This is a genomic window from Enterobacter sp. ECC_219_Taxon_10 (genome assembly GCF_058354905.1).
Map to the genome: position 1 here is coordinate 3,485,978 of NZ_CM178005.1, position 22,740 is coordinate 3,508,717.

A 22,740-nucleotide genomic window follows, 5' to 3' on the forward strand; every position below is an offset into this window, starting at 1 on the left:
AACGATTTCTTTTCACCATCAGTCCCTTACTTGTAAGGGAAGCCACTTTTTCATGACCCAGGCCTCGCGTGCTTCATCCAGAATAATGCCTTGGTTGGTTGCCTCCACCATGCCCTGGTAACAATCAGAAAAAAGTACTTGTTGTGATGCATACCTGCCCGCTGGCGGCGCACGGTGCGACAGAAGGGTCACGACATCACATACACACATCAGATGCTCAAGCTGGCGATCGCTGAGGTCGATTTTGTTAGGTTTTTCGTCGCGGATCTGGGGCGTACCGCTACCTTTTATACCTCTGGCATTACCATCCATATCCTGCCATGCCCAGAACAGCACAGGGCGCAACAAAGACTTTTGCTGTTCCTCACTGAGAACGTGTGTAAAAAGCACAGGGAAAATCCGCGTATCGTAAAACCGTAAAATTCCGCTCCGTCCCTCCTGCAGAATATCCATGCACTGTATGAGCCAGCCAGTCAGCGCAGAAAAAGACCAATGTGAACACAACAGCAGCAACGGAGCCTGAACGGCAACCTGCTGACTCATGTCCTTCAGCCACTGCAATTGCTGGAGGTCATCAAGGCTAATGCGTGCAACCAGCGGAGCATCATCGACGATAAACGCTTCCGGAAGCCCGTGATAAAGAGACTGCCACTCCACCGACAGTGCATTCAGCGCCGGAATAACGCTGAAATCCAGCCCAGCCTGATCAACGATAATATCAAGATAATCAGTTCCGGAAGTCCGGCAGGTAACAGCGACTTCTTCAATCCATTGCACAGTCATTTATGCCTCCCTGGGTACAAAACCCTGCGCCAGTTGCTGAGCTTTTTTAAGGCACTCTTTGCATACTGATGCTGGCAGTTCTGGCAGAGGAAAATCCTCGCTGGCGGGCCCCTGCAAATCGTGCAGGCCTTTAAGACTGATTAATCCCGGCCCGTGAATATGCACCTCTCCCTGTGGCGTAAGACGAATATAAGCCCCGCCACAGCCCAGAGTAATACCATTTTTAGCCGTCAACTGCAGGTGTCCCTGTGTTGACTGAACGGTGACATCTTTCAGGGAAGTCAGCGATAGCGCATCACTATGTGACTCAATCTCCAGTGAACCTTTGGCGGATACCAGCCGCATTCCTTCCTGTTGGGCCAGCAGTGAGACTGCCTGGCTCGCGTTCACCGAATAACACTGTGCTGCGGTAATATTGACTTCCCCCAGGCTCTGCAGGTACAACCCTTTCCCGCTGTACATCAGGGCTGTTTCCGGCGTAACGGCGGCAATACCTTTCGGTGAAGACAGCAGCAGCGCAGGCTCTTTACACTCACTGGCACCTGAAACCAATACTTTTAATGGCTCAGGGTCAGGCGTAATATTGTGGTGAGTCTGCGTAATAGTTCCCCATCCAGTTACCTGATTCAGCGCCCCTTTAAGCAGACTAATGGCTGGCTGCATGTCCAGCATCTGCCCCTGCGCCTTTGTCTGCCCATCAGTACTGATAAAGATCCCTTTCTGCGCACGGATGGCGCCCCAACTGTCCGTCCTGAGCTCAAACCCCTCACCGCGCTGCTGTTTTTCGCTGTCGACCAGGTGACCCAGATTCAGCTGGCTCTTGCCGCCGTACTCCGTGCTGACCTTGATATGCTCTTTCCCGCGCTCGTCATCGAGGCGGATTTTGTTGTTCGCCGGCGTGCGCAGGACGTTGCGTTTGTAGTTGCGGATGGTGACGTGGTCGCCATGGGCCGAATCGTGCAGCACGCCTGAGATGTACGGCCGGTCTGGGTTGCCGCCCTCAAAGCCAATCGCCACCTCGATGCCCGCCAGCAGCGGCAGGTGCAGGCCATAGGTGTCCCCGGCATAGGGGCGTGACTGGCGGACCCACAGGCTCTCGAACCCCGTCTCCCAGCTGTCCCGGTCGAACAGCATGCTGACGCGGTAGCGGCCGTCCTTATCAATATGGCCGTAGGTGTCATTTTCGGTGGTACTGGTGACGCGGGCCGGCAGCGTCCCGGCCATCACCGGGCGAGCCCCCGGCTCGGGGCGGAAGCTGAAATCCGGGCTGTCCGGAATGCCGTCAAAACGAAGGCTAAAATCTTCATCCCGCCGCGCGTGGGTCTGCATCGCCGTGATGACCACGCCATGCGCAAACACCTCCGCCACTTCATACCCGCCAGTGACTTTCAGCAGCATTCCCGGACAGAGCGCCGGGCTACTGGTGAAGGCCCGGGTCTGCGTCTGGCCGTTCAGGTAGCGCTCATGCCGGATGCGGGCATAAAACGCACCGGACTCGGGCGCCGGATGACGCTCATACGCGCTGCCCGGCGTCAGATAATTGTCGGCATAGTGGTACGCTTCCCCGTACGTGGTCGCGTCGCCCCGGGTGACGTCAACCAGCGTATTCATATCCTCCGTGGCCTGACGGTAGTTGTAGTCCCGGGTGCTGACCTGCTTCTGCACCACGCTGTGATGACATTCCATCCCCCACACCGAGTCCACACCCTGCGAATGCTGGCCTGACGGCGGCACCGACGGCAGGGTCAGGCCTTTCTCGTACCCCTGCTGACCGTCGTAGAACTCCACCACGTCGATGTTCAGCCGCGTGTCGGTGGTGAAGCGGAACCAGATGCCGACCTCACTCAGCAGGCGGGTAATGAAGTGCAGGTCATTCTCGCCGTACTGCATCACCTGCTCGCGGCGCGGGTACTCTTTCGTGAGCGAGAACAGAAAATCCTGGCCGCGCATGCCGTGACGCTCGCGCAGGATTTTTTCCACGATTTGCGGGACCGACATATCCTGGTAAATCGCATTCTGGTGCGAACGGTCGAGCAGCGCCAGGCGCGGCCGGAGCGTCAGGGCGTAAAGCGTTTCATCTTTTGAGGTGCCAAGGCGTTCAAAACCGGTCACCATTCCCTGAATCACCCGCAGCGGCTGCTGGATTTTGATGCCGTAACCCTGGTCAACCGGGGCCTGCAGCGTCAACGAGCCGGGCTTCATCAGCATCATCTCTTTGCTGATGCCGTGGTCGCGGCTGGTGAACTCAATACGGTAGCTGAACGGTCTGCTCAGGGCTTCGTCGCCTGAAAAGGCCAGCACGTCGGGTTCAGCATCACACCCCTTTACCACGAGCAGGTGATGGTTGTGGCTGTATCTGAGCGGGGGGTTAGTACTCATGCGTTGCCTCCCTGATTCCAGTCAAACTCAAGGCCGATCCCTTCTTCATCTTCCCAGCCAAGGCGTAACGAGTGCGGCTTCTGTTTTGCGGCCATGCAGCTCAGCAGCTGCTGGCTCAGCACCGGCAGAATCTGTTGATTCAGCAGGCTATCGACGTTGCGTGCGCCGGTGTCCGGAAGCAGGCAGGCTGAGGTCAGGGCGTCATACAGGCTCTCATCAATCTGCGTGGCCAGGCCGTAGTGACGATGCAAGCGCTTGCTGACCTGTGACAGTTTCATTTCCACGATGGTACGCATGGCAGCTTCAGCCAGCGGACGGTAAATCACCGTCTGGAAGCGGGCGAGCAACGCGGGCTGAAAATGATCGCGCAGGATCGGACGCAGCAGTTCGTGCAGGTCTGCTTCGGTGGCTACCGGGTTTTCATCCAGCAGCTGCATCAAATGGTCGCTGCCGAGGTTAGATGTCATCAGGATGACGGTGTTGCGAAAGTCAATCTCACGCCCTTCGCCGTCGCGCATAAAGCCCCGGTCAAATACCTGATAAAACAGGTTCATCACGTCGCGGTGCGCTTTTTCCACCTCATCAAGCAGCACCACGCTGTACGGACGTTTGCGCACCGCTTCGGTGAGGATACCGCCCTGGCCGTAGCCCACGTAGCCCGGCGGCGAGCCCTTCAGTTGGGAAACCGTGTGCGGCTCCTGGTACTCGGAGAGGTTGATGGTAATAAGCGACTTCTCACCGCCATACATGACATCGGCCAGCGCCAGCGCGGTTTCGGTTTTACCCACCCCGCTCGGCCCCACCAGCAGGAATACGCCCTGCGGGCCGTTCTCGGACGTGAGGCCGGTTTTTGCCGCACGCAGACGCTGAGCAATGGCTTCGAGCGCCACATCCTGCCCAACCACACGCTTACCGATTTCATTTTCGAGGGCCAGCAGCTCGGTCTGTTCATCCTTCATCAGTGATGACAACGGCACGCCTGTCCAGTCAGCAATCACGTTGGCAACGGTGCGCACGTCCACATCCAGGGAGAGCAGCGGGTTGCTGTGCTGCATCTCGTTAAGCTCCCGATGCAGCTGCTGAGTTTCGCTCTGACGTGAGATATCCTTACGGCTTTCGAGCAACTGTCCGGTCAGCTTCAATTCCTGACCGTACTGGGTTTCCAGTTCGTCGAGCGTCACTCTCTGGCGCACCTCTTCCTGCTCAATTTCGCTCAGGCGCCCGGCATGACACTGATTGCCAATGGCGATATCTTCGAGCAGCGCCTGCTTCTCCATATCGAGCGCAGAGATACTCGCGCGAAGGCGGGTTAGCTGTTCCGGTAAGGTGTCGAGACCCATACGGACGCGGGCGGCGGCGGTGTCCAGCATATCGACCGCTTTATCAGGAAGCTGGCGTCCGGTCAGATAGCGGCGTGAAAGGGTAACTGCCGCACGAACCGCATCGTCGGTGATATGCACATTGTGGTGTTCGGCGTAGCGGGATTTAAGACCACGGAGCATCAGGCAGGCGGCGTCATCGTCTGGTTCATCCACTTTTATCATCTGGAAACGGCGCTCCAGCGCGGCGTCGCGCTCGAAGTATTGTTTGTATTCAGACCAGGTGGTGGCCGCAATGGTACGCAGTTCGCCGCGCGCCAGCGCCGGTTTCAGCAGGTTGGCCGCATCAGCGCCTCCCGCCTGGTTGCCGGCGCCGATGATGGTGTGGGCTTCGTCGATAAACAGCAGAACCGGGGACGGTGACTGCTGCACCGCATCAATGACGTTTTTCAGCCGCTGTTCGAACTCGCCTTTCACGCCCGCCCCCGCCTGCAGCAGGCCCAGGTCAAGGGTACGTAAACTGACCGTTTTGAGGGATTCCGGTACATTACCCTCGGCGATACGCAACGCCAGTCCTTCAACCAGTGCGGTTTTCCCCACGCCCGGCTCACCGACCAGGATCGGGTTATTTTTGCGGCGACGGGAGAGGATATCGACCATCTGGCGGATTTCCGTATCGCGGCCGAACACCGGATCGATCTTCCCTTCCTTTGCCTTTGCGGTGACATCAAGGGTGAATTTGTCCAGCGCGTTCTGTAGCGCAGGGCTCAGTTCTCCCTCTTTCATTTCCACTCCAGCCGGACGCCCGACAAACTCCACCTCGCCACCGAGGCTCTGCGCCAGTTCAGCTTCATGCTGTATTTCCAGACGCTCATCCGATTGCGCATCCAGCAAAGGCCGCAGGCGCTCCAGCTGGCTCTGACCAAGCGTTAACAACGGCCAAAGGCCGTTACAGCGTGCCAGCTTCGGTTTTTCCACCAGGGCCATCAGCAGATGGACGCTGCGAATCTGCTCCTCTTCGTTGAGTGATGCGTGTAGCCAGGCCTGCTGCATCAGAGCCTGAATGTCGTCAGACAACTGAGGCCGGTGGCGAACAGAACGAGGCTGTTTATCGAGCCAGCCGAGCAAATCCTGCCAGATGCTGTCCATATCCCATTCGTAGCGACGCGCCAGCACCGTCAGGTCACCTTCGCCCTGCTCCAGCAGCTTCAGCAGCCAGTGCTCCGGCAGAATTTCGGCATGCGCGCGGGTCTGGCAGAGCGAAGCTGCACCTTCCATCGCTCGGGCACAGTAAGGGTTCAGACGACGTAACAGGATGGCTGGATTTTCCATGAGATTCTCTCTTTGTCGGTTCCTGGACACGCTACCGCCCTTCGCTGTTCACCAAAGCGCATAAGGTCAGGCAGGCAGATTGTTTTTTCTTTGCTGAATACCCGCATCTCAGGCACTCAGCAAAAAACTGCGGACAGGAAAACCTGCCCGCATCAGGATTACGCCGTGGCGCGTTCGTTCCAGGAATCGGAATGAATGATGTTGCCGTCTTTGTAGGTCCAGGTGATTTTTTCGTAACGCAGTTCAATGCGTTCAAGGTGGTTGTGCTTCTCTTTGGAAGGATCCTTGATGTCATACATTTCAGGATTCACTTTCACCACCTTCACGTTTTCCAGTTTGGTGTTGAAATACTCCACTTCCTGGCCCGCATCGTTGATTTTGTACCACTTGAATTCAGCAGATTTCAGGGTCTGACCGGTGGTCACCGCCTTGTACAGATACGGGCTGGAGGAATCGATTTCTTTAGTGAACAGGAACGGCGTGTGGATACGCGTGCCGGTCAGCTTGCCGGTGTTGTTATCGGTTGGGATGTACAGGTTATGCTCCTGTGCGACCACTTCGATGCTGCCTTCGCGGTCCTGAACGTCTACAGACCCTTTGATGTCCGCGCCGCCGTCGTCTTTCAGCCAAAGATAAACAGGAATTGCCATGGAATTACTCTCCATTTAATTGTGATGCGCCATCATCCTGCGATGGCGCCGGGTGTTTGCCGGGTATCTGACAGGCGTTCGCCTGCGGTACCAGACTGATTTCGACACGACGGTTGAGCGCACGGCCTTCCGGAGTGTCATTGGTTGCGACAGGGCGACTTTCACCATAGCCCTGCACCGCAAAACAGCTTTCCGGCACGTCGCCGGTGTCACGCATCCAGTTGCGTACCGCCTCGGCACGTTTCAGAGATAGCGTCTGGTTTAGCTGCGGATTGCCGGTGTTATCGGTATGGCCGGACACGACAATCAGCCAGCCCGGTTTTGCTTTAATACCTACCAGTGAATTCACCAGCATTTTGGTGGAGCCCGCTTTCAGCACGAACTTGCCGGAATCGAACAATGACATGCTGTCGAGGCGCACAATTTTCGGTACTGGTTTGGGCTTCGGCTGCGGTTTGGGTGGCGGAGGTGGCGGCACATACGAGCGGATCGCGTCCAGTACCGGCATCCGTAAACGTTCCCCCTGATAAAGCCCCAGCCCCAGCCGGGTAGGTACGCCGTTACGTGCATAGTCATCCAGCAGCGCCGCATCCTCGCGGAGGACCGCAACGGCGCGAGCCTTCGGACCGTAGTCATCCATGGAGAGGCTGTCGTAACGGGCAATATCGAAGCCCACGCGATGCAGCAACTGGCGATTGTTCCAGCCACTGCTGAGCAGCGCGGCGATGGCCGCCAGGGTGAAAAGACCAAGGGCACAGCGCCAGGTGCGGGCTCGTGGCGTGAGCCCGCGTCCCTCCGGCAGCAGCGGCAGGATGAAATCCGGGAAGGGTGAGAAAACCGTGCTGTCCGTCCCTACCGGCTGCCAGCCGCTCACCTGCTGCAAAGCGGTATGGCGCGACAACCACGCCGTCCAGGCCGATGAGGCGAGGCTTCCTGCAAGAATTGGCCCCATTCCCCACAGCACCGCTGCAGGTGCGATGGCAGGAACATCAGGGTTTTCGTCCATAAATACCGCCTGGACATGCTGATGGAACCAGCTCGTCAGGCTGTTCATCAGCACCTGCTGCTGCATCGCAGGCGCACCGCCGGTATTGACCCACGCTGCGATAGAACAAGGCGCGTTCGACTCACGCCAGACGGTCCTTCCTTCACCCGGAAGAGCGGCCTGCCAGAGCATGTCAGCCGACATCTCACTACCAATCTGACCATTCAGAATCAGTGGTACAGAATGTCCGATTTCTTTGCGTAATTGGCTAATTTGCCAGCGCAAAGCCAGCAGTCGGCTGGTAAGCCCCTCGCTGTCAGCATGCTTTTGCGGGCAGACACAGACCATCACCGACAGCTGACGCCCCCAGTCCGGGCGCTGCTGCAGTACCTGACGGGCAACCTGTTCCAGATCCTGATGGCCCTCAACGCGGATCCAGCATCCCTGCGTGACGGTCAGTACCGGTGACTGTTGCATACATGCCAGCGGCAGATCGCCACAGACCAGCACCACGGGTTGACGGTAAGTGGCTTCCGGAAGGTCATCCAGATGCAGGGTGGCGTTGTGCTCAGCACGAGGTCTGGCGATATACCAGAACGCGATGATAAGCCCGAACATTGCCATTAGAACGAGCACTGAAACCAGCCGGGATACCGGCAGGAAACCAAGACAGACCGCAGCACTCAGCAGGGCAGCCCACAATGCCAGTCCACGCTGTTGTGCAGGACTCATTTTATGGCTCCCGGCAACAGGGACAGCAGCATCTGATCGAGCCAGCGATCCAGCCCCCACCAGAGCGCGGCGAGAACAACCACGCACAGGGCAATACGCACGGGCCATGATCCCAGCCATCCCCCCATTCCTCGCCCGGCACGGCTCTCTGCCAGCACAGGGTGATTTTGTGGGCAGCTGAACGGCGTAACATGTTCACTGAGTGCGCTGACCAGCTTCTGGCGTTCCGGGTCGTTTAGCGCACGAAAATTGCCCAGAAAACCGAGCATCATTACCCGCTGGAAGCAGGTCAGTACGGCATTGTCCGGTGCTGGATCACGCAGCACATCGCGCATCCTGTCACACAGGGTGTCACCGGCATCCATCGTGCCGAGAAAATGCCCCTGCAGCGGTATGTCATACCACTGAACACAGGCATCATCCTCCACACCGCGACCTTTGACCGCCTCATCAAGCAATGCACATTGTGCAGTGAGGATATGCTCACAGCTGGTCTCATCCAGCTCGCTCGCTTTCAGTTCACGCTGAACTCGCTCCACATCAGCGATACAGCGTTCCCATAAGAGCCGACCTTCACCTTCCTGAAACTGCGGGCCATGGCGGAGGCTAATGACCTGAAGCCAGGTGTTCTGCAGCAAAGCATCAATATCAACAGACACGGCGGTGCCGCGTTTACGCTCACTCATGTTCTCAGCACCGCGAAGAGTTCAAGTTCTGGCTCGCCAAGCATGCCCGGGACGTAAAACATGCATGTCCCACTCTGGAGCATGTCCGCTGCAAGAGGATGGGAGAGATCGAGACTGAAATACTGATTTTCCAGGCGCAGTGGAATGGCGGCTGGCACATGGCGCAGCGGCGTCAACGGCACGCCCACGCGGGAAGAGTTGACGATCCCACGCACATGGTCAGGACTGCCCACCTTACACTGGCGCGGAAACTGTTCCTGCAGTTGCGCCACCGGGATCGGTGAACGCACAGAAAGATAGTAATCAGCCCCTTCGCGCAGTCGTGGATCATGCAGCCGAGCCTGCCAGAAGTGCAGTCGCGGATCATAATCAAGTGCCAAAGACACCACGCGGGACGGCAGGCTGGCCTCAAGCAAATCGCCAAGCAAATCAAACAGCGGCGGAAACACCGCGTTCAGTTGCTCATGATGCCAGACCGGTATGGCGTTCACCTGATGCTCCAGAGAGAAGGTCAGCAGGCTCCCCGCCAGGCGAGAAAGTTCCGGATACAGACGTTCCGGCGGACTTTGCGGGTTACGCTGGAACTGGCCAAGCACGGGCTCAGCGCTGTTTAGCGCGTTGAGCAGCCAGAACAGCGATACATCTGCCACGGCAAAGTCCGCCATACGCTCATTGCTTTCACGCCGCATTGCCATCAGACGGCTCAGGCGCGCCCGCAGCTGGGTCATCAATTGTTCAAGCTGGGTAACCAGCCAGCGGCTGCCCTGCAGGGTCAACAGCGGGGGGAGAAACGTCTCATCGAGTTGCCATATGCCCTGCGAGTCTTGCTGCAGTCGGGCGATCGGACAGGTCAGGTAATCACTGTTGTTCTGGTGGGCAAAACGCAAAGTCAGTTCCGGCTGCATCACCGCAATCTGGCGGGTATCTTCCCCAAAAGTATTGCGCACATCCCGCCAGCGCTGGCGATATCTCACCGGGCGCTCGGCCACTTCATCGGATTTCAGGCAGTTGCCGCCGTTTGCCCGCAGCAGCGGAAGAGCCAGCACGACCGTCACCGCCTGCGATTCGCTTTCAAGCGACAGCACCGGCGGCAAAGCATCAGCATTGTCTGTATCAATCAGCGTACCGTCCTGAAAACGGACATGCAGATGACGGGCCTGCAGACGTCCAAGCCTGAGAGATTCCGGTTCGAAAGTGGCGTCAATGACCCCCCACGGCGAGGTAAGCCCCAGCCGGGCAATACATTCGGCAGACCAGGCCGCATACGCGGCCTGTTGCTGAAAGTGCTGGGGAGAGACCATTATGCCTCTGCCCCATAACGGTTGTTCCGTTTTCATCGGCTTCCTGCCCGTTTTTACGATTTCGCTTTCGGCATCTGGGAAACCAGCGACAGGTTCACGTCCATGCCTTCTACCTGGAAGTGCGGAATAGCGTACAATTTCACGCGGAAGAAGCCTGGGTTGTCCTCAATATCTTCCACCACCACTTTCGCATCACGCAGTGGATGAGACGCCTGCAGTTCGTCGCCCGGGTCGGTCATTTCGGTCACCAGGCTGCGGACCCAGGTATTCAGCTCCAGCTCCAGCAGTCGGCGATCCTTGGTAGTACCGATGTTTTCACGCTGAATCAGCTTCAGGTAGTGAGCGATACGCGACAGCAGGAAGATGTACGGAAGACGGGCGTTGATGCGGCTGTTCGCCGTTGCATCTGCGGTGTCATACAGTGCCGGTTTCTGCGTGGAGTTAGCCGAGAAGAAGCAGGCGTAGTCGCGGTTTTTGTAGTAGGACAAAGGAATGAAGCCCAGATTCGCGAATTCGAATTCACGGGTTTCCGGGATCATCACCTCGCTTGGGATTTTCACCTGATTGCCGGTACCGAGATCGTACAGATGGATCGGCAGGTCCTGAACCGCACCGCCAGCCTGTGGCCCACGAATCTGTACGCACCAGCCATTATTGATAAAGCTGCGTACCATGTTGGACGCGAAGGCAAACGATGCGTTGGTCCACAGATATTTGTCGTGATCCGGACCTTTGACCTCTTCGACATAATTGAAGCTGCGAACCGGAACGGTATCCGGACCATACGGTAAGCGTCCTAGTACGCGCGGCATCACCAGGCCGATGTAGCGGGCATCGTCAGTATCGCGGAACGATTTCCACTTGATGTACTCCGCGCGGTCAAAATAGTTACCAATATCTTTAATCGCCGCGACGTCTTCCATGGACTCCTTGAGGAAGAATTTCGGGCCTGCCGAGCCGATAAACGGCATATGTGCCGCAGCAGAGACCTTGGAAATGTTGCGCAGGAGAGCGACATCCTGCGCTGAAGCGTCGAACTCGTAAGCGGAAATCAGTGCCGCAATGGGCTCGCCGCCCGGGGTGTCATATTCGTCGATGTAGGTATGTTTATACAGACCACTCTGAATGACTTCTGGACAGTCTTCAAAGTCCTGACGCAGGTCTTCTTTAGACATACTCAGCAACTCAATTTTCACGTTCTGGCGAAAATCGGTTTTATCCACCAGCGACTTCACACCGCGCCACAGGCTTTCAACCGCCTGAAACTCATCATGGTGCATGACAGCGTCCAGCTGGCGGCTGATCTGATAATCGAGCTCAGCGATATGATGATCAATCAGGCTCTTATCCAGTTTTTCGACCTTCGAGCCTGCTTTGGTCAGACATTCCAGAAAGACCTGCATACCTGCAGTCAGACGCTCATCCGCGGTCGCATCTGACATCGCCTGGGCATCTTGCCAGATATCCAACGCGCTCAGCTCAGAGACAGGACTCAGATTGATTTTCTCAAACAGGGAAGCGTAAACCCCACCCGCAACAGGACGTTCCAGCACCACGCTTTCACCGTCAGCAATATTATTTTGTACAGACATGAGCATTCCTTGATTAATCCGTTAAAACAGCTTGATGGTTAAGGTTTTTTTGGTGCCAGAGCTGATAGCTCATTTCGCAACTCAGCGCTAAGCGACTGGTCAAGAACGATTTTTTCCAGCTCTTTTCGGAAAGTCTGGTTATCCAACAGGTTGGCCTTCAGATCGCGAAGCAAGTTGCGCATCGCCAGCATCGCCTTCAACTGCGGTATCTGGGCAGCAACCTGCTCCGGCGTAAAATCTTTCATGCTCTGGAAAGTCAGCTGAATGTTGTCTTCACCACCATCGTCAGAGAGCGTATTTTTAACGGTCAGATTAACTTTTGGGGAATATTCGGAAAGGACACTGTCAAAATTATTTTTGTTAATATTAACTTTTTCACGCTCGGATATTGACGCAGATTCCTGCCCGTTGCTGAAATCACCCGTAACAAGCAATTTCAAGGGTAATTCCATTTTCTTACTTGCTCCGCCAGTATGCAGGTCAAGCTTCAGGTTAATACGTGCCTTAGGCACCTCATTCTGAAAACTGTCAGCCATCTCATCGTCCCTCTTTGTTTTGCTATGAAAACTTCACGGTATCGTTCTTGATGCGCAATAATAGAATAATGATCGGCGCAAAATCAAATGCACAGATCATTTATCCGAATCAAGAAATTTCTTAAGAATTTTCCACTAAAATATTATTGCGAAATGGCTGGTCAACTCAGAAAAAGACGCTACTTCTGGACTATAAAACGAATATTCATATCGAATAAACGATCGCAGGCAGATAAACTCTCATAAAAACGCCCTGTCTTGACCTGCATCATAACAATGAAGTCAAAAACAATAAACACACAGGCAAACGTTATTGTGCCTCGATAAAATGAAGACGTTAAGAAATAATGTAAATACACGATTTTATTGATTGCATGAATAACACCTAAGAAATTTCGCAGGGAATTTTCTTATTAATTTACCTGGAGTGTTAAATAATTTTCTTAACTAAGTGACCTGCCACAACTTAACCCGCGACGCTTTTTATTCATTCAGCCCCCCATTTTGAGATGTTTCCATCGCCAACACATGCAGACTGACGCTTTCACAGCAGAGAATATAAAAACTGTAAAATCAAGCACCTCCCTGACTGTCGCTTTTTTAATCAAAAACGAGTAATAGCACATAACGTATAACGGTGCTACATTACGCCGCCCGCCCAAATCAGCAGTGGCCAGGCAACGCCGTAAAGTTCGGTAAAGCCTGCAACCATCACCTTGAAGAACGGTCTTATTGGCACGTCGTATCGCAAACTCTGCGCTACCTTTACAGGCTTCATATAGGTTTTACTATTTTGTCTCAATCCAAATTTCAACGTGCGTTTTTACACCCGCGTTACTGGTTTACATGGTTTGGTCTTGGCGTTCTCTGGCTGCTGGTTCAGCTCCCCTACCCTGCGCTGCGTTTGCTGGGGTCTAAACTGGGTAGCGCCTCCCGCTATTTCCTGAAGCGTCGCGAATCCATCGCGCGTAAAAATCTTGAGCTTTGCTTCCCTCAGTACAATGCTGAAGAGCGGGAGAAACTCATCGCTGAAAACTTCAAGTCTATCGGCATGGCGTTGCTTGAAACCGGCATGGCCTGGTTCTGGCCGGATGAGCGCGTGCGCAAGTGGTTTGACGTGGAAGGACTGGATAACCTTAAACGCGCGCAGATGCAAAAACGCGGCGTGATGGTCGTTGGCGTTCACTTTATGTCGCTGGAGCTGGGCGGCCGCGTGATGGGGCTTTGTCAGCCCATGATGGCAACCTACAGACCGCACAACAGTGCGCTGATGGAGTGGGTGCAAACGCGCGGACGTATGCGCTCCAACAAAGCGATGATCAGCCGTAATAACCTGCGCGGTATGGTTGGTGCTCTGAAGAAAGGTGAAGCCGTCTGGTTTGCACCCGATCAGGATTACGGACGTAAAGGTAGCAGCTTTGCTCCCTTCTTTGCCGTAAAAGACGTGGCGACGACCAACGGTACTTTTGTCATTTCGCGTTTGTCAGGTGCCTCCATGCTGACCGTGACAATGGTGAGAAAAGCGGATAAGTCAGGCTACCGTCTGCACATCTCCCCAGAAATGGCTAACTATCCGGAAAACGAGTGTGAAGCGGCAGCGTTTATCAATAAGGTCATCGAAACAGAAATTATGCGCGCGCCTGAGCAGTACCTCTGGATGCATCGCCGTTTCAAAACGCGCCCTCTCGGCGAAGCCTCGCTCTATATTTAAGCCTTCCAGTAAGGTTAGTTTCGCTAAGAAACTAACCTTTTCAATCACCTGTCATCCCACGGCTAAACCGCCTTTCATAGCGTCGCCCAAAGTGAATTTATTGCGTCGTGAAATCAAACTGTCGCCGTTCCACGACACTCGTAAGTGACGGAAATTATTTAAAAAAATCCCTCTTGCCACCCCTCATTTTTAGGCGTACATTAGCGCCGTCTGGCTACAGGAAAGCACAGAATTCTGAGCTGGAGTCGGCGGCATAACGGGAAAATTCTCATTTCTGATTTGGCCGGATTTCAGCTCTCTATAATCAGTTGGACTCTGTTTTTAAGTGCGTACCACAAGATACGCGGAGCGATGAAACGTGAAATATTTCTTTATGGGCATTTCGGTGATCGTTTTAGTCTGGGCCGGAACCTTTGCCCTGATGATCTAGTGAAGAACATGCAGTCAAAAAAACAGGAGCCATTTGGCTCCTGTTTTTTTATGTCATGACGATGCGGGGTGTTCTGCGACGCTCTTTGAGGTGAGAAGACCGTCGGCCCGGAACATACTTTTGATGCCCCTCACCGCCTGACGAATACGGTCGCTGTTTTCAATCAGGGCAAATCGCACATGGGTGTCGCCGTAATCACCAAAGCCAATGCCCGGTGACACACACACCTTCGCATCCTGCAGTAGTTTTTTAGCAAACTCCAGCGATCCCATCGCCGCGTACGGTTCAGGAATTTTCGCCCAGACGTACATGGACGCTTTCGGCATCTCCACCATCCAGCCGGCCTCATGTAACCCTTTTACGAGTACGTCGCGGCGACGTTTATACTGAGCAGCAATGTCGTGAACGCACTGCTGATCGCCCTCCAGAGCGGCAATAGCGGCAACCTGCAGCGGCGTGAAGGTACCGTAATCGTGGTAACTCTTGATTCGCGCCAGTGCACTTACCAGCGTTTTGTTACCCACCATAAAGCCAATACGCCAGCCCGCCATGTTGTAGCTTTTCGACAGGGTAAAGAACTCTACCGCCACATCACGCGCGCCCGGAACCTGCATAATCGACGGGGCTTTCCAGCCGTCATAGACGATGTCAGCGTAGGCTAAATCGTGAACCACCAGCACGTCATAACGCTTGGCCAGCGCGACAACTTTCTCGAAGAAATCGAGCTCCACGCACTGGGCCGTTGGGTTCGACGGGAAACCCAGGATCATCATTTTAGGTTTCGGATAGCTTTCGCGAATGGCACGTTCCAGCTCGTTAAAGAAATCGACACCTTCCACCAGCGGCACGGAGCGGACCTGCGCCCCGGCAATCACCGCGCCGTAGATATGGATCGGATAGCTTGGATTAGGCACCAACACCGTATCGCCATGATCCAGCGTGGCCAGCATCAGGTGTGCCAGCCCCTCTTTCGAGCCGATGGTGACAATCGCTTCACTTTCAGGATCAATATCAACCTGATAGCGATCCTGATACCAGCGCGAGATCGCGCGACGTAACCTGGGAATACCGCGAGAGGTTGAGTAGCCGTGCGTATCCGGGCGCTGGGCAACCGTGCAAAGCTTTTCAACGATATGTGGCGGCGTTGGGCCGTCAGGGTTACCCATGCTGAAATCGATAATATCTTCGCCGCGCCGACGCGCAGCCATCTTCAGTTCAGCAGTGATATTGAAAACATAAGGGGGGAGACGATCGATACGCGTAAAACGGCGTTCAGGACTGAATTCAGCCATAGATTCCTCAGATTAACGTTAGCGCCCGGACCGTCCGAGCGACGCTGCCACCGATGTGGCGTGCTTAGAAAATAACCTGAAAAAAATCATGCTGTCGAGGGGGAAATGAAAAAAAAGCGCGCGCGTGAAAACCGGAACACGGCAACGCCTGAAATTGAAAGCATGGTTCTGATATCGGCTTTCTGTTAGCCGTTATTTAACACAATGATATCAAAACAGTTACCTGCCGATATGGCGCTGAGAACAAATCGGGTCGCATCAATCCTTACCAGGCAATCCCCTTTGTAAATTATGGTTTTTCCTCATTTGATAAACCCGACGGATAGCTGGTCAATACGCCTCAGGTTTTTTATCATGGTTTTTTCCCGTTTTCCCAGGTCTGCTCCGTGCACGAGATATTCACTATGCTGCTGGCGGTTTTTGACCGTGCGGCATTAATGCTGATTTGCCTGTTCTTCCTTATTCGCATTCGCCTGTTTCGCGAGCTGTTGCATAAATCCGCACACTCGCCGAAAGAGCTGTTGGCCGTAACCGCCATCTTTTCGCTGTTCGCCCTGTTCAGCACCTGGTCCGGGGTGCCGGTAGAGGGTTCGCTGGTTAACGTGCGCATTATCGCCGTCATGTCCGGCGGAATTTTGTTTGGCCCGTGGGTGGGTATCATCACCGGCGTGATTGCCGGGACCCATCGCTACCTGATTGATATCGGTGGCGTAACGGCAGTGCCGTGCTTTATCACCAGCATTATCGCCGGGGTGCTATCGGGCTGGATAAGCCGCAAGATCCCGAAAAAACAGCGCTGGCGCGCCGGGATCGTCGCGGGCATGGTCTGCGAAACGCTGACCATGATTCTGGTCGTCGTCTGGGCCCCCACCACCGCGCTGGGGCTGGATATCGTTTCAAAAATCGGTATTCCCATGATCCTGGGCAGCGTCTGCATCGGTTTTATCGTGCTGCTGGTGCAGAGCGTTGAAGGGGAGAAAGAGGCCAGCGCCGCCCGTCAGGCCAAGCTGGCGCTGGACATCGCCAACAAAACGCTGCCGCTCTTTCGTCACGTTAACGCGGAGTCGCTGCGCCAGGTCTGCGAGATTATCCGCCACGACATTCACGCTGACGCCGTCGCCATCACCAATATCGACCACGTGCTGGCCTACGTTGGCGTTGGGGAACACAACTATCGCGACAGCGATGACACCATTAGTCCGACCACCAGACAGGCGATTAACTACGGCAAAATCATTATTAAAAACAATGATGAAGCTCACCGAACGCCGGAGATTCACTCGATGCTGGTGATCCCGCTGTGGGAGAAAGGCGTTGTGACGGGCACGCTGAAAATTTATTACTGCCACGCGCATCAGATCACCTCCACGCTGCAGGAGATGGCCATTGGCCTGTCGCAGATTATTTCTACCCAGCTTGAGGTCTCCCGGGCAGAACAGCTGCGCGAGATGGCAAATAAGGCAGAGCTGCGCGCGCTTCAGAGCAAAATTAATCCCCATTTCCTGTTTAACGCGCTGAATGCCATCTCCTCTTCCATTCGTTTGAATCCGGACACCGCGCGCCAGCTGATTTTTAACCTGTCGCGCTATCTGCGCTACAACATCGAACTAAAAGATGACGAGCAGATCGACATCAAAAAAGAGCTGTATCAGATCAAAGACTACATTGCGATTGAGCAGGCGCGCTTCGGCGACAAGCTCACGGTGATTTTTGATATTGATGAAGAGGTCAACTGCGTGATCCCGAGCCTGCTGATCCAGCCGCTGGTCGAAAACGCGATTGTTCACGGTATTCAGCCCTGTAAAGGCAAAGGGGTGGTCACCATCAGCATCACTGAAAGCGGAAACCGGGTGCGTATTGCCGTACGCGATACCGGCCACGGGATTGACCCAAAAGTCATTGAGCGCGTGGAGTCTAACGAAATGCCAGGGAATAAAATCGGGCTATTGAACGTACACCACAGGGTCAAGCTTCTCTACGGCGACGGGCTGCATATTCACCGTCTTGAACCAGGCACTGAAATCGCTTTTTACGTCCCGAATGAACGCTCCCCTGTTCATGCGGCGACATCACTGTTACCTCAGGGCGAGTAATATGAAAGTTATCATCGTAGAAGATGAATTCCTGGCTCAACAGGAGCTCAGCTGGCTTATCAAAACCCACAGCCAGATGGAGATTGTGGGTACGTTTGATGACGGTCTGGACGTGCTGAAGTTTTTGCAGCACAACCGGGTCGACGCGATTTTTCTCGATATCAATATTCCCTCGCTGGATGGCGTACTGCTGGCGCAAAACATCAATCAGTTTGCCCATAAGCCGTTTATTGTGTTCGTTACCGCCTGGAAAGAGCACGCCGTAGAAGCTTTCGAGCTGGAGGCGTTTGACTATATTCTGAAACCTTACCAGGAGTCGCGGATTGTCAGCATGCTGCAAAAGCTGGAGGCCGCATGGCAGCAGCAGACCGCCCCCGCCAGCGCCAGCCCCGCGGTACGCGAAAACGACACCATTAATCTGGTCAAAGATGAGCGCATCATCGTGACCCCGGTCAACGATATCTACTACGCCGAAGCGCACGAAAAGATGACGTTTGTCTATACGCGGCGGGAATCGTATGTCATGGCGATGAACATCACCGAGTTTTGCAGCAAGCTGCCAGCGGCCCACTTTTTCCGCTGCCACCGTTCGTTCTGCGTCAATTTAAACAAGATCCGCGAGATCGAACCGTGGTTTAACAACACCTATATTTTGCGTCTCAAAGATCTGGATTTTCAGGTGCCGGTGAGCCGCAGCAAAGTGAAAGAGTTCCGCCAGCTGATGCACCTGTAACAAAAGAACCCTCTCCCGCAGGAGAGGGTAATGATGCGTCAGAGGATTTGACCGAGAACCTGACGCAGATGGGCACCCGAACCCAGCAGGCCTGGGTTATCATGCACGATGAGATAAACAGGAATGTCCTGCACGTAGCTTCTGAAACGCCCTTTATCTTCAAACCCGCCGCGGAAGCCGGAGGCTTTAAAGAAGTCGAGGAAGCGCGGCACAATCCCGCCCGCAATATAGACCCCGCCGAAAGTGCCCAGCGTCAGCGCCAGGTTGCCGCCGAAACGTCCCATGATCACGCAGAACAGCGACAGAGCGCGGCGGCAGTCAATGCAGCTGTCCGCCAGCGCGCGTTCGGTGACGTCCTTCGGCTGCAGATTTTCCGGCAGACGACCATCCGATTTCACAATCGCCCGGTACAGGTTCACCAGCCCCGGCCCTGAAAGGACGCGCTCGGCGGAAACGTGGCCGATCTCCGCGCGTAACTCTTCGAGGATAATGCCCTCTTCTTCGCTGTTTGGCGCAAAGTCTACGTGGCCGCCTTCACCCGGCAGGCTCACCCAGCGCTGAGCAACATGCACCAGGTGCGACACGCCCAGGCCGGTACCGGCACCGTAAACCGCAATCGGCTTGCCCTCGACCGGCTCAGCACCGCCAAACTGGATCAGGTGCTCCGGCTTTAGCATCGGGATCGCCATGGACACCGCGGTGAAGTCATTGATGATTTCCAGATGCGCAAACCCGAGGTTTTTTTTCATCTCTGCGATGGAGAAGGCCCAGGTATGGTTGGTCATTGCGACCCAGTCGTCGGTTATCGGGCAGGCAATGGCGATGCAACCGTCTTCGACGCTCGCCTGATGCTCTTCCAGATAGACGCGAACAACGGCCTCAAGGCTTGGGTAATCCAGCCCTGAGTAGGTTTTCGCCCGGGAAATTTCACCGCTACTTACATCGCATAATGCGAGACGCGCGTTCGTGCCGCCCACATCGCCTACCAAAGCATACTTTGTCATTCTTCTACTGCTCCGCTAAAGTCAGAATAAATCTTTGGGACACTGTAAATTCAAGGCGTGATAACAACAACGACCGGAAGGTGAATGCCCGTGGATTATCGATCTTCGTCACAGAATAACTTTACCGTTTCAGCACCTTTTGCACTATTGCCAGAAGGCTTAATGTGCAAAGTAACGTAATACCTTTTGTACAAGGAAATCATCATGCTCCACCCGCGAGCCAGAACCATGCTGTTGCTGGCCATTCCTGCGCTGATCATCGGCGTGGCCTCAAGCCTGGTACTTATTGTCGTGATGAAAGTCGCGTCGGTGCTGCAAACCCTGTTATGGACGGCGCTTCCGGCAAAGCTGGGGGTCACCGCTGATTCTTCGGCGTGGATCATTGTAATGCTGACGTTAACCGGCATTGCGGTGGGCCTGGTGATCCGTTTCAGTCCCGGTCATGCCGGACCGGACCCGGCGCTGGAACCGCTGATTGGCGCTCCGATTCAGCCCTCTGCACTGCCGGGGCTGATCGTCGCGTTGATCGTGGGCCTGGCGGGCGGCGTCAGTCTGGGCCCCGAGCATCCTATTATGGCGGTGAATATAGGTCTGGCGGTTTACCTTGGCTCACGCATTCTACCGCGCGTCGGCGCGCTGGACTGGACCATCCTCGCCTCCGCTGGCACCATCGGAGCGCTTTTCGGCACGCCTGTTGCTGCCGCTCTGATTTTTTCACAGACGCTCACCAGCAATGATGATGCCCCACTCTGGGATAAACTTTTTGCTCCGCTGATGGCTGCAGCCGCCGGCGCGCTGACGACCAGCCTGTTTTTCCATCCCCATTTTTCCCTCTCTCTGCCCCACTACGGAGAGATGCAGATAGCGGATATTTTCAGCGGCGCCATCGTCGTCGCAATAGCCATCGCGCTGGGGATGGTGGCGGTATGGTGTCTTCCGCGCCTGCACCGGCTGGTGCATAAGCTCAAACATCCGGTGCTGATTCTGGGTACAGGGGGATTAATCCTCGGAATATTAGGCTCGATTGGCGGGACGGTGACGCTGTTCAAAGGTCTGGATGAGATGCAGCAGCTCGCCTTCAGCCAGGTATTTAGCGTTTCCGATTACCTGCTGTTTGCCGTCATCAAGCTGGCGGCGCTGGTCGTCGCTGCAGCCTGCGGTTTCCGCGGTGGACGCATCTTCCCGGCGGTGTTTGTCGGTGTGGCACTGGGGCTGATGCTGCACGAGCATGTCGATGCGGTTCCAGCGGCGATTACCGTCTCCTGCTCTATTCTGGGGCTGGTACTGGTGGTGACGCGTGATGCGTGGCTAAGCCTGTTTATGGCGGCGGTCGTGGTGCCGGATTCAACGCTTTTCCCGCTGCTCTGCATCGTGATGTTGCCCGCCTGGCTCCTGCTGGCGGGCAAACCGATGATGATGGCCTGGCGAAACGACAAGTAATCAGGCGCTATTGCGCGCTTCCAGCGCTTTGGTAATCGCTCCCAGCAGCGGCGGGATGTCCGCTTTTGGTAGCATCACCTCAATCAGCGAGAGCCGCTCGTGGTGCGCCACTTTCTCCAGAACGTCCGCCAGTTGCTCCGCTTCACTGACCCGCCAGCACTGAGCCTGAGGATCGAGGCTCAGGGCCTGCGGGATTTGCGTCCAGTTCCATAGCGCAATGTCGTTGTAACGCTGTTCCGGCCCGTGAATTGCCCTTTCAACCGTGTACCCTTCGTTGTTGAGCACCAGAATGATGGGGTGCTGTTTATCACGCAACATTGACCCGAGCTCCTGAATGGTCAGCTGCGCCGCGCCATCACCCGTCAGCACAATCACGCGCCGGTTCGGGCAAGCCGTTTGCGCGCCGAACGCCGCGGCAAGGGTGTAGCCGATCGAGCCCCACAGCGGCTGGACGATAAAATTCACATCGGCAGGCAAACGCAGGTCAATCGCGCCGAAGGCCGAGGTCCCCTGATCGGCAAGGATGATATCTCCCGGGCGAATAAACGTTTGCAGCGTTTTCCAGAAATTCTCCTGGGTAAGCGATCCCTCCGGTTGAGGGAAGTTCATCGCGCTATGGGACAAGGGAGCTGGCTTCTCGTGAACATGCTGTTTGCACAGCTCCACCAGCGTTTCAATTGCCTGAAGCATTGGGATGCCGGTAAACCAGATATCACCGACGCGTGAAGCATGAGGCTGAACCTCTATCGTTTGCGACGGGGTTAACTGATGGGTGAAGCCAGCCGTCAGGGTATCGGTAAATCGCGTGCCGATGCACAGCACCGTGTCCGCCCCCTCTATCGCCTCTTTTACCGGGCCGGCGCTTGCCGAACCGCTGTAAGTGCCGTAAAAGCCGGCGTGACGTTCGTCGAATATGCCTTTGCCCATCAGCATGGTGGCGTGTGCCATCGGTACGTCCTTCACCCACTTCTGTAGCGCATGCTTCAGCCCATGGCGCAGAACAAGGAAATCCGCTAACAGCGCGGTACGTTTGCTGGCAGCCAGTTTATTCTCCGCGGCATCCCGGAACGCTTTCAGGCAGGCGCTATCGGCATGGGCATGCCGAAGCGTGAGAGCGTTTACAGGCGGCGTGGCGGCTTTTTTTGCCACATCGGCAGGTAACATCAGATAGCCGGGGCGACGTTCCCGGAGCATGGTCGTCAGTACCCGGTCAATTTCATAACAGGCGTTTTGTTCAGTCAGGATCGCCTGTGCAACGGTGATCGGTTCGCTCATATGGTAAAAATGACGGAACTCACCATCGCCCAGCGTATGGTGCAGCAGCTCGCCTCTTTGCTGAGAAGCCGTGCCCGGCGCCCCAACGATATGCAGTACCGGAACGTGCTCGGCATAGCTGCCCGCAATGCCGTTCATGGCACTTAACTCTCCTACGCCAAACGTCGTCAGCAGCGCCGCGAAGCCCTTACAGCGGGCATATCCGTCAGCGGCATAAGAGGCGTTTAATTCGTTGGCACAGCCCACCCAGCAGATATCCGGGCTGTCTATCACGTGGTCGAGAAACTGCAGGTTATAGTCGCCCGGCACGCCAAACAGATGATCGGCTCCACAATCTGTAAGACGGTCCAGCAGGTAATCGGCGACGCAGTACGGGGTACGCATAAACAGGTATCCTTCTGATGTTGACCTCACCTTGAGTATTAAATAAGCGTGATGGCTGTCCAGAATTGGCGGTAAGAAGGGTA

18 protein-coding genes are annotated in these 22,740 nt (G+C 55.3%); 5 read left to right on the top strand and 13 right to left on the bottom strand.

Features of this window, described 5'->3' with window-relative positions; translation table 11 throughout:
- Positions 1-18: 18 nt before the first annotated feature.
- From tla1 to AC4ICF_RS16585, 10 genes are all read right to left on the bottom strand, one after another.
- Positions 19-783 carry a toxin Tle1 chaperone Tla1 gene (gene tla1 / locus AC4ICF_RS16540; RefSeq protein WP_316380580.1) on the bottom strand — a complete coding sequence of 255 codons (765 nt, stop codon included), beginning with the start codon at positions 781-783 and terminating at the stop codon, positions 19-21.
- Positions 784-3,162, bottom strand: a complete 2,379-nt coding sequence (locus tag AC4ICF_RS16545; protein ID WP_316380581.1) for a type VI secretion system Vgr family protein — start codon at positions 3,160-3,162, stop codon at positions 784-786.
- Complete coding sequence (tssH, locus tag AC4ICF_RS16550) at positions 3,159-5,813, bottom strand: type VI secretion system ATPase TssH (protein WP_316380582.1); 2,655 nt, start codon at positions 5,811-5,813, stop codon at positions 3,159-3,161. The genes AC4ICF_RS16545 and tssH overlap by 4 nt, the downstream gene beginning before the upstream one ends.
- A gap of 158 nt (positions 5,814-5,971) precedes the next feature.
- Positions 5,972-6,463: a type VI secretion system effector Hcp gene (hcp, locus tag AC4ICF_RS16555; protein WP_024558534.1), complete on the bottom strand. Its 492-nt coding sequence runs from the start codon at positions 6,461-6,463 to the stop codon at positions 5,972-5,974.
- Between the two features lie 4 nt (positions 6,464-6,467).
- The gene (locus AC4ICF_RS16560; protein ID WP_316380583.1) at positions 6,468-8,180 is read right to left on the bottom strand and encodes an OmpA family protein; all 1,713 of its coding nucleotides are present in this window, start codon (positions 8,178-8,180) and stop codon (positions 6,468-6,470) included.
- On the bottom strand, positions 8,177-8,866 hold the full coding sequence (gene tssL / locus AC4ICF_RS16565) for a type VI secretion system protein TssL, short form (RefSeq protein ID WP_316380584.1): 690 nt from the start codon (positions 8,864-8,866) through the stop codon (positions 8,177-8,179). The genes AC4ICF_RS16560 and tssL overlap by 4 nt, the downstream gene beginning before the upstream one ends.
- A complete protein-coding gene (tssK, locus tag AC4ICF_RS16570) occupies positions 8,863-10,203 on the bottom strand; it encodes a type VI secretion system baseplate subunit TssK (RefSeq protein WP_491466110.1) in 1,341 nt (446 codons plus the stop codon). Before tssK ends, tssL begins: the two co-directional genes overlap by 4 nt.
- Positions 10,204-10,220: 17 nt before the next feature.
- A complete protein-coding gene (tssC, locus tag AC4ICF_RS16575; protein WP_302219038.1) occupies positions 10,221-11,765 on the bottom strand; it encodes a type VI secretion system contractile sheath large subunit in 1,545 nt (514 codons plus the stop codon).
- Positions 11,766-11,797: 32 nt separating this feature from the next.
- The gene (tssB, locus tag AC4ICF_RS16580; RefSeq protein ID WP_116338463.1) at positions 11,798-12,295 is read right to left on the bottom strand and encodes a type VI secretion system contractile sheath small subunit; all 498 of its coding nucleotides are present in this window, start codon (positions 12,293-12,295) and stop codon (positions 11,798-11,800) included.
- Between the two features lie 640 nt (positions 12,296-12,935).
- On the bottom strand, positions 12,936-13,073 hold the full coding sequence (locus AC4ICF_RS16585) for a hypothetical protein (RefSeq protein WP_159427010.1): 138 nt from the start codon (positions 13,071-13,073) through the stop codon (positions 12,936-12,938).
- Positions 13,074-13,085: 12 nt separating this feature from the next.
- On the opposite strand from AC4ICF_RS16585, the gene lpxP reads away from it, so the two are divergent.
- Positions 13,086-14,006 carry a kdo(2)-lipid IV(A) palmitoleoyltransferase gene (gene lpxP / locus AC4ICF_RS16590; protein ID WP_163330978.1) on the top strand — a complete coding sequence of 307 codons (921 nt, stop codon included), beginning with the start codon at positions 13,086-13,088 and terminating at the stop codon, positions 14,004-14,006.
- 358 nt (positions 14,007-14,364) lie between these two features.
- Entirely contained in the window at positions 14,365-14,436 is a 72-nt protein-coding gene (gene ypdK, locus AC4ICF_RS16595) for a membrane protein YpdK (protein WP_099458937.1), read from the top strand.
- A gap of 53 nt (positions 14,437-14,489) precedes the next feature.
- On the opposite strand, the gene alaC is transcribed toward ypdK, so the two are convergent.
- Positions 14,490-15,728: an alanine transaminase gene (alaC, locus tag AC4ICF_RS16600; protein WP_163330971.1), complete on the bottom strand. Its 1,239-nt coding sequence runs from the start codon at positions 15,726-15,728 to the stop codon at positions 14,490-14,492.
- Between the two features lie 386 nt (positions 15,729-16,114).
- Between alaC and AC4ICF_RS16605 the strand changes: the two genes are divergently transcribed.
- Together AC4ICF_RS16605 and AC4ICF_RS16610 are read left to right on the top strand one after the other, a co-directional pair.
- Positions 16,115-17,821 carry a sensor histidine kinase gene (locus AC4ICF_RS16605; protein WP_116338459.1) on the top strand — a complete coding sequence of 569 codons (1,707 nt, stop codon included), beginning with the start codon at positions 16,115-16,117 and terminating at the stop codon, positions 17,819-17,821.
- A gap of 1 nt (position 17,822) precedes the next feature.
- Complete coding sequence (locus AC4ICF_RS16610) at positions 17,823-18,554, top strand: LytR/AlgR family response regulator transcription factor (RefSeq protein ID WP_116338457.1); 732 nt, start codon at positions 17,823-17,825, stop codon at positions 18,552-18,554.
- A 38-nt stretch (positions 18,555-18,592) separates the two neighbouring features.
- Here AC4ICF_RS16610 and glk read toward each other — a convergent pair whose 3' ends face one another.
- A complete protein-coding gene (gene glk / locus AC4ICF_RS16615; RefSeq protein WP_316380586.1) occupies positions 18,593-19,558 on the bottom strand; it encodes a glucokinase in 966 nt (321 codons plus the stop codon).
- A 204-nt stretch (positions 19,559-19,762) separates the two neighbouring features.
- Here glk and AC4ICF_RS16620 point away from each other — a divergent pair, with 204 nt between their 5' ends.
- Entirely contained in the window at positions 19,763-20,998 is a 1,236-nt protein-coding gene (locus tag AC4ICF_RS16620) for an ion channel protein (RefSeq protein WP_116338453.1), read from the top strand.
- Here the strand turns inward: AC4ICF_RS16620 and ipdC are convergent, their stop codons facing one another.
- Positions 20,999-22,657, bottom strand: a complete 1,659-nt coding sequence (ipdC, locus tag AC4ICF_RS16625) for an indolepyruvate decarboxylase (RefSeq protein ID WP_163330973.1) — start codon at positions 22,655-22,657, stop codon at positions 20,999-21,001.
- Positions 22,658-22,740 lie beyond the last annotated feature (83 nt).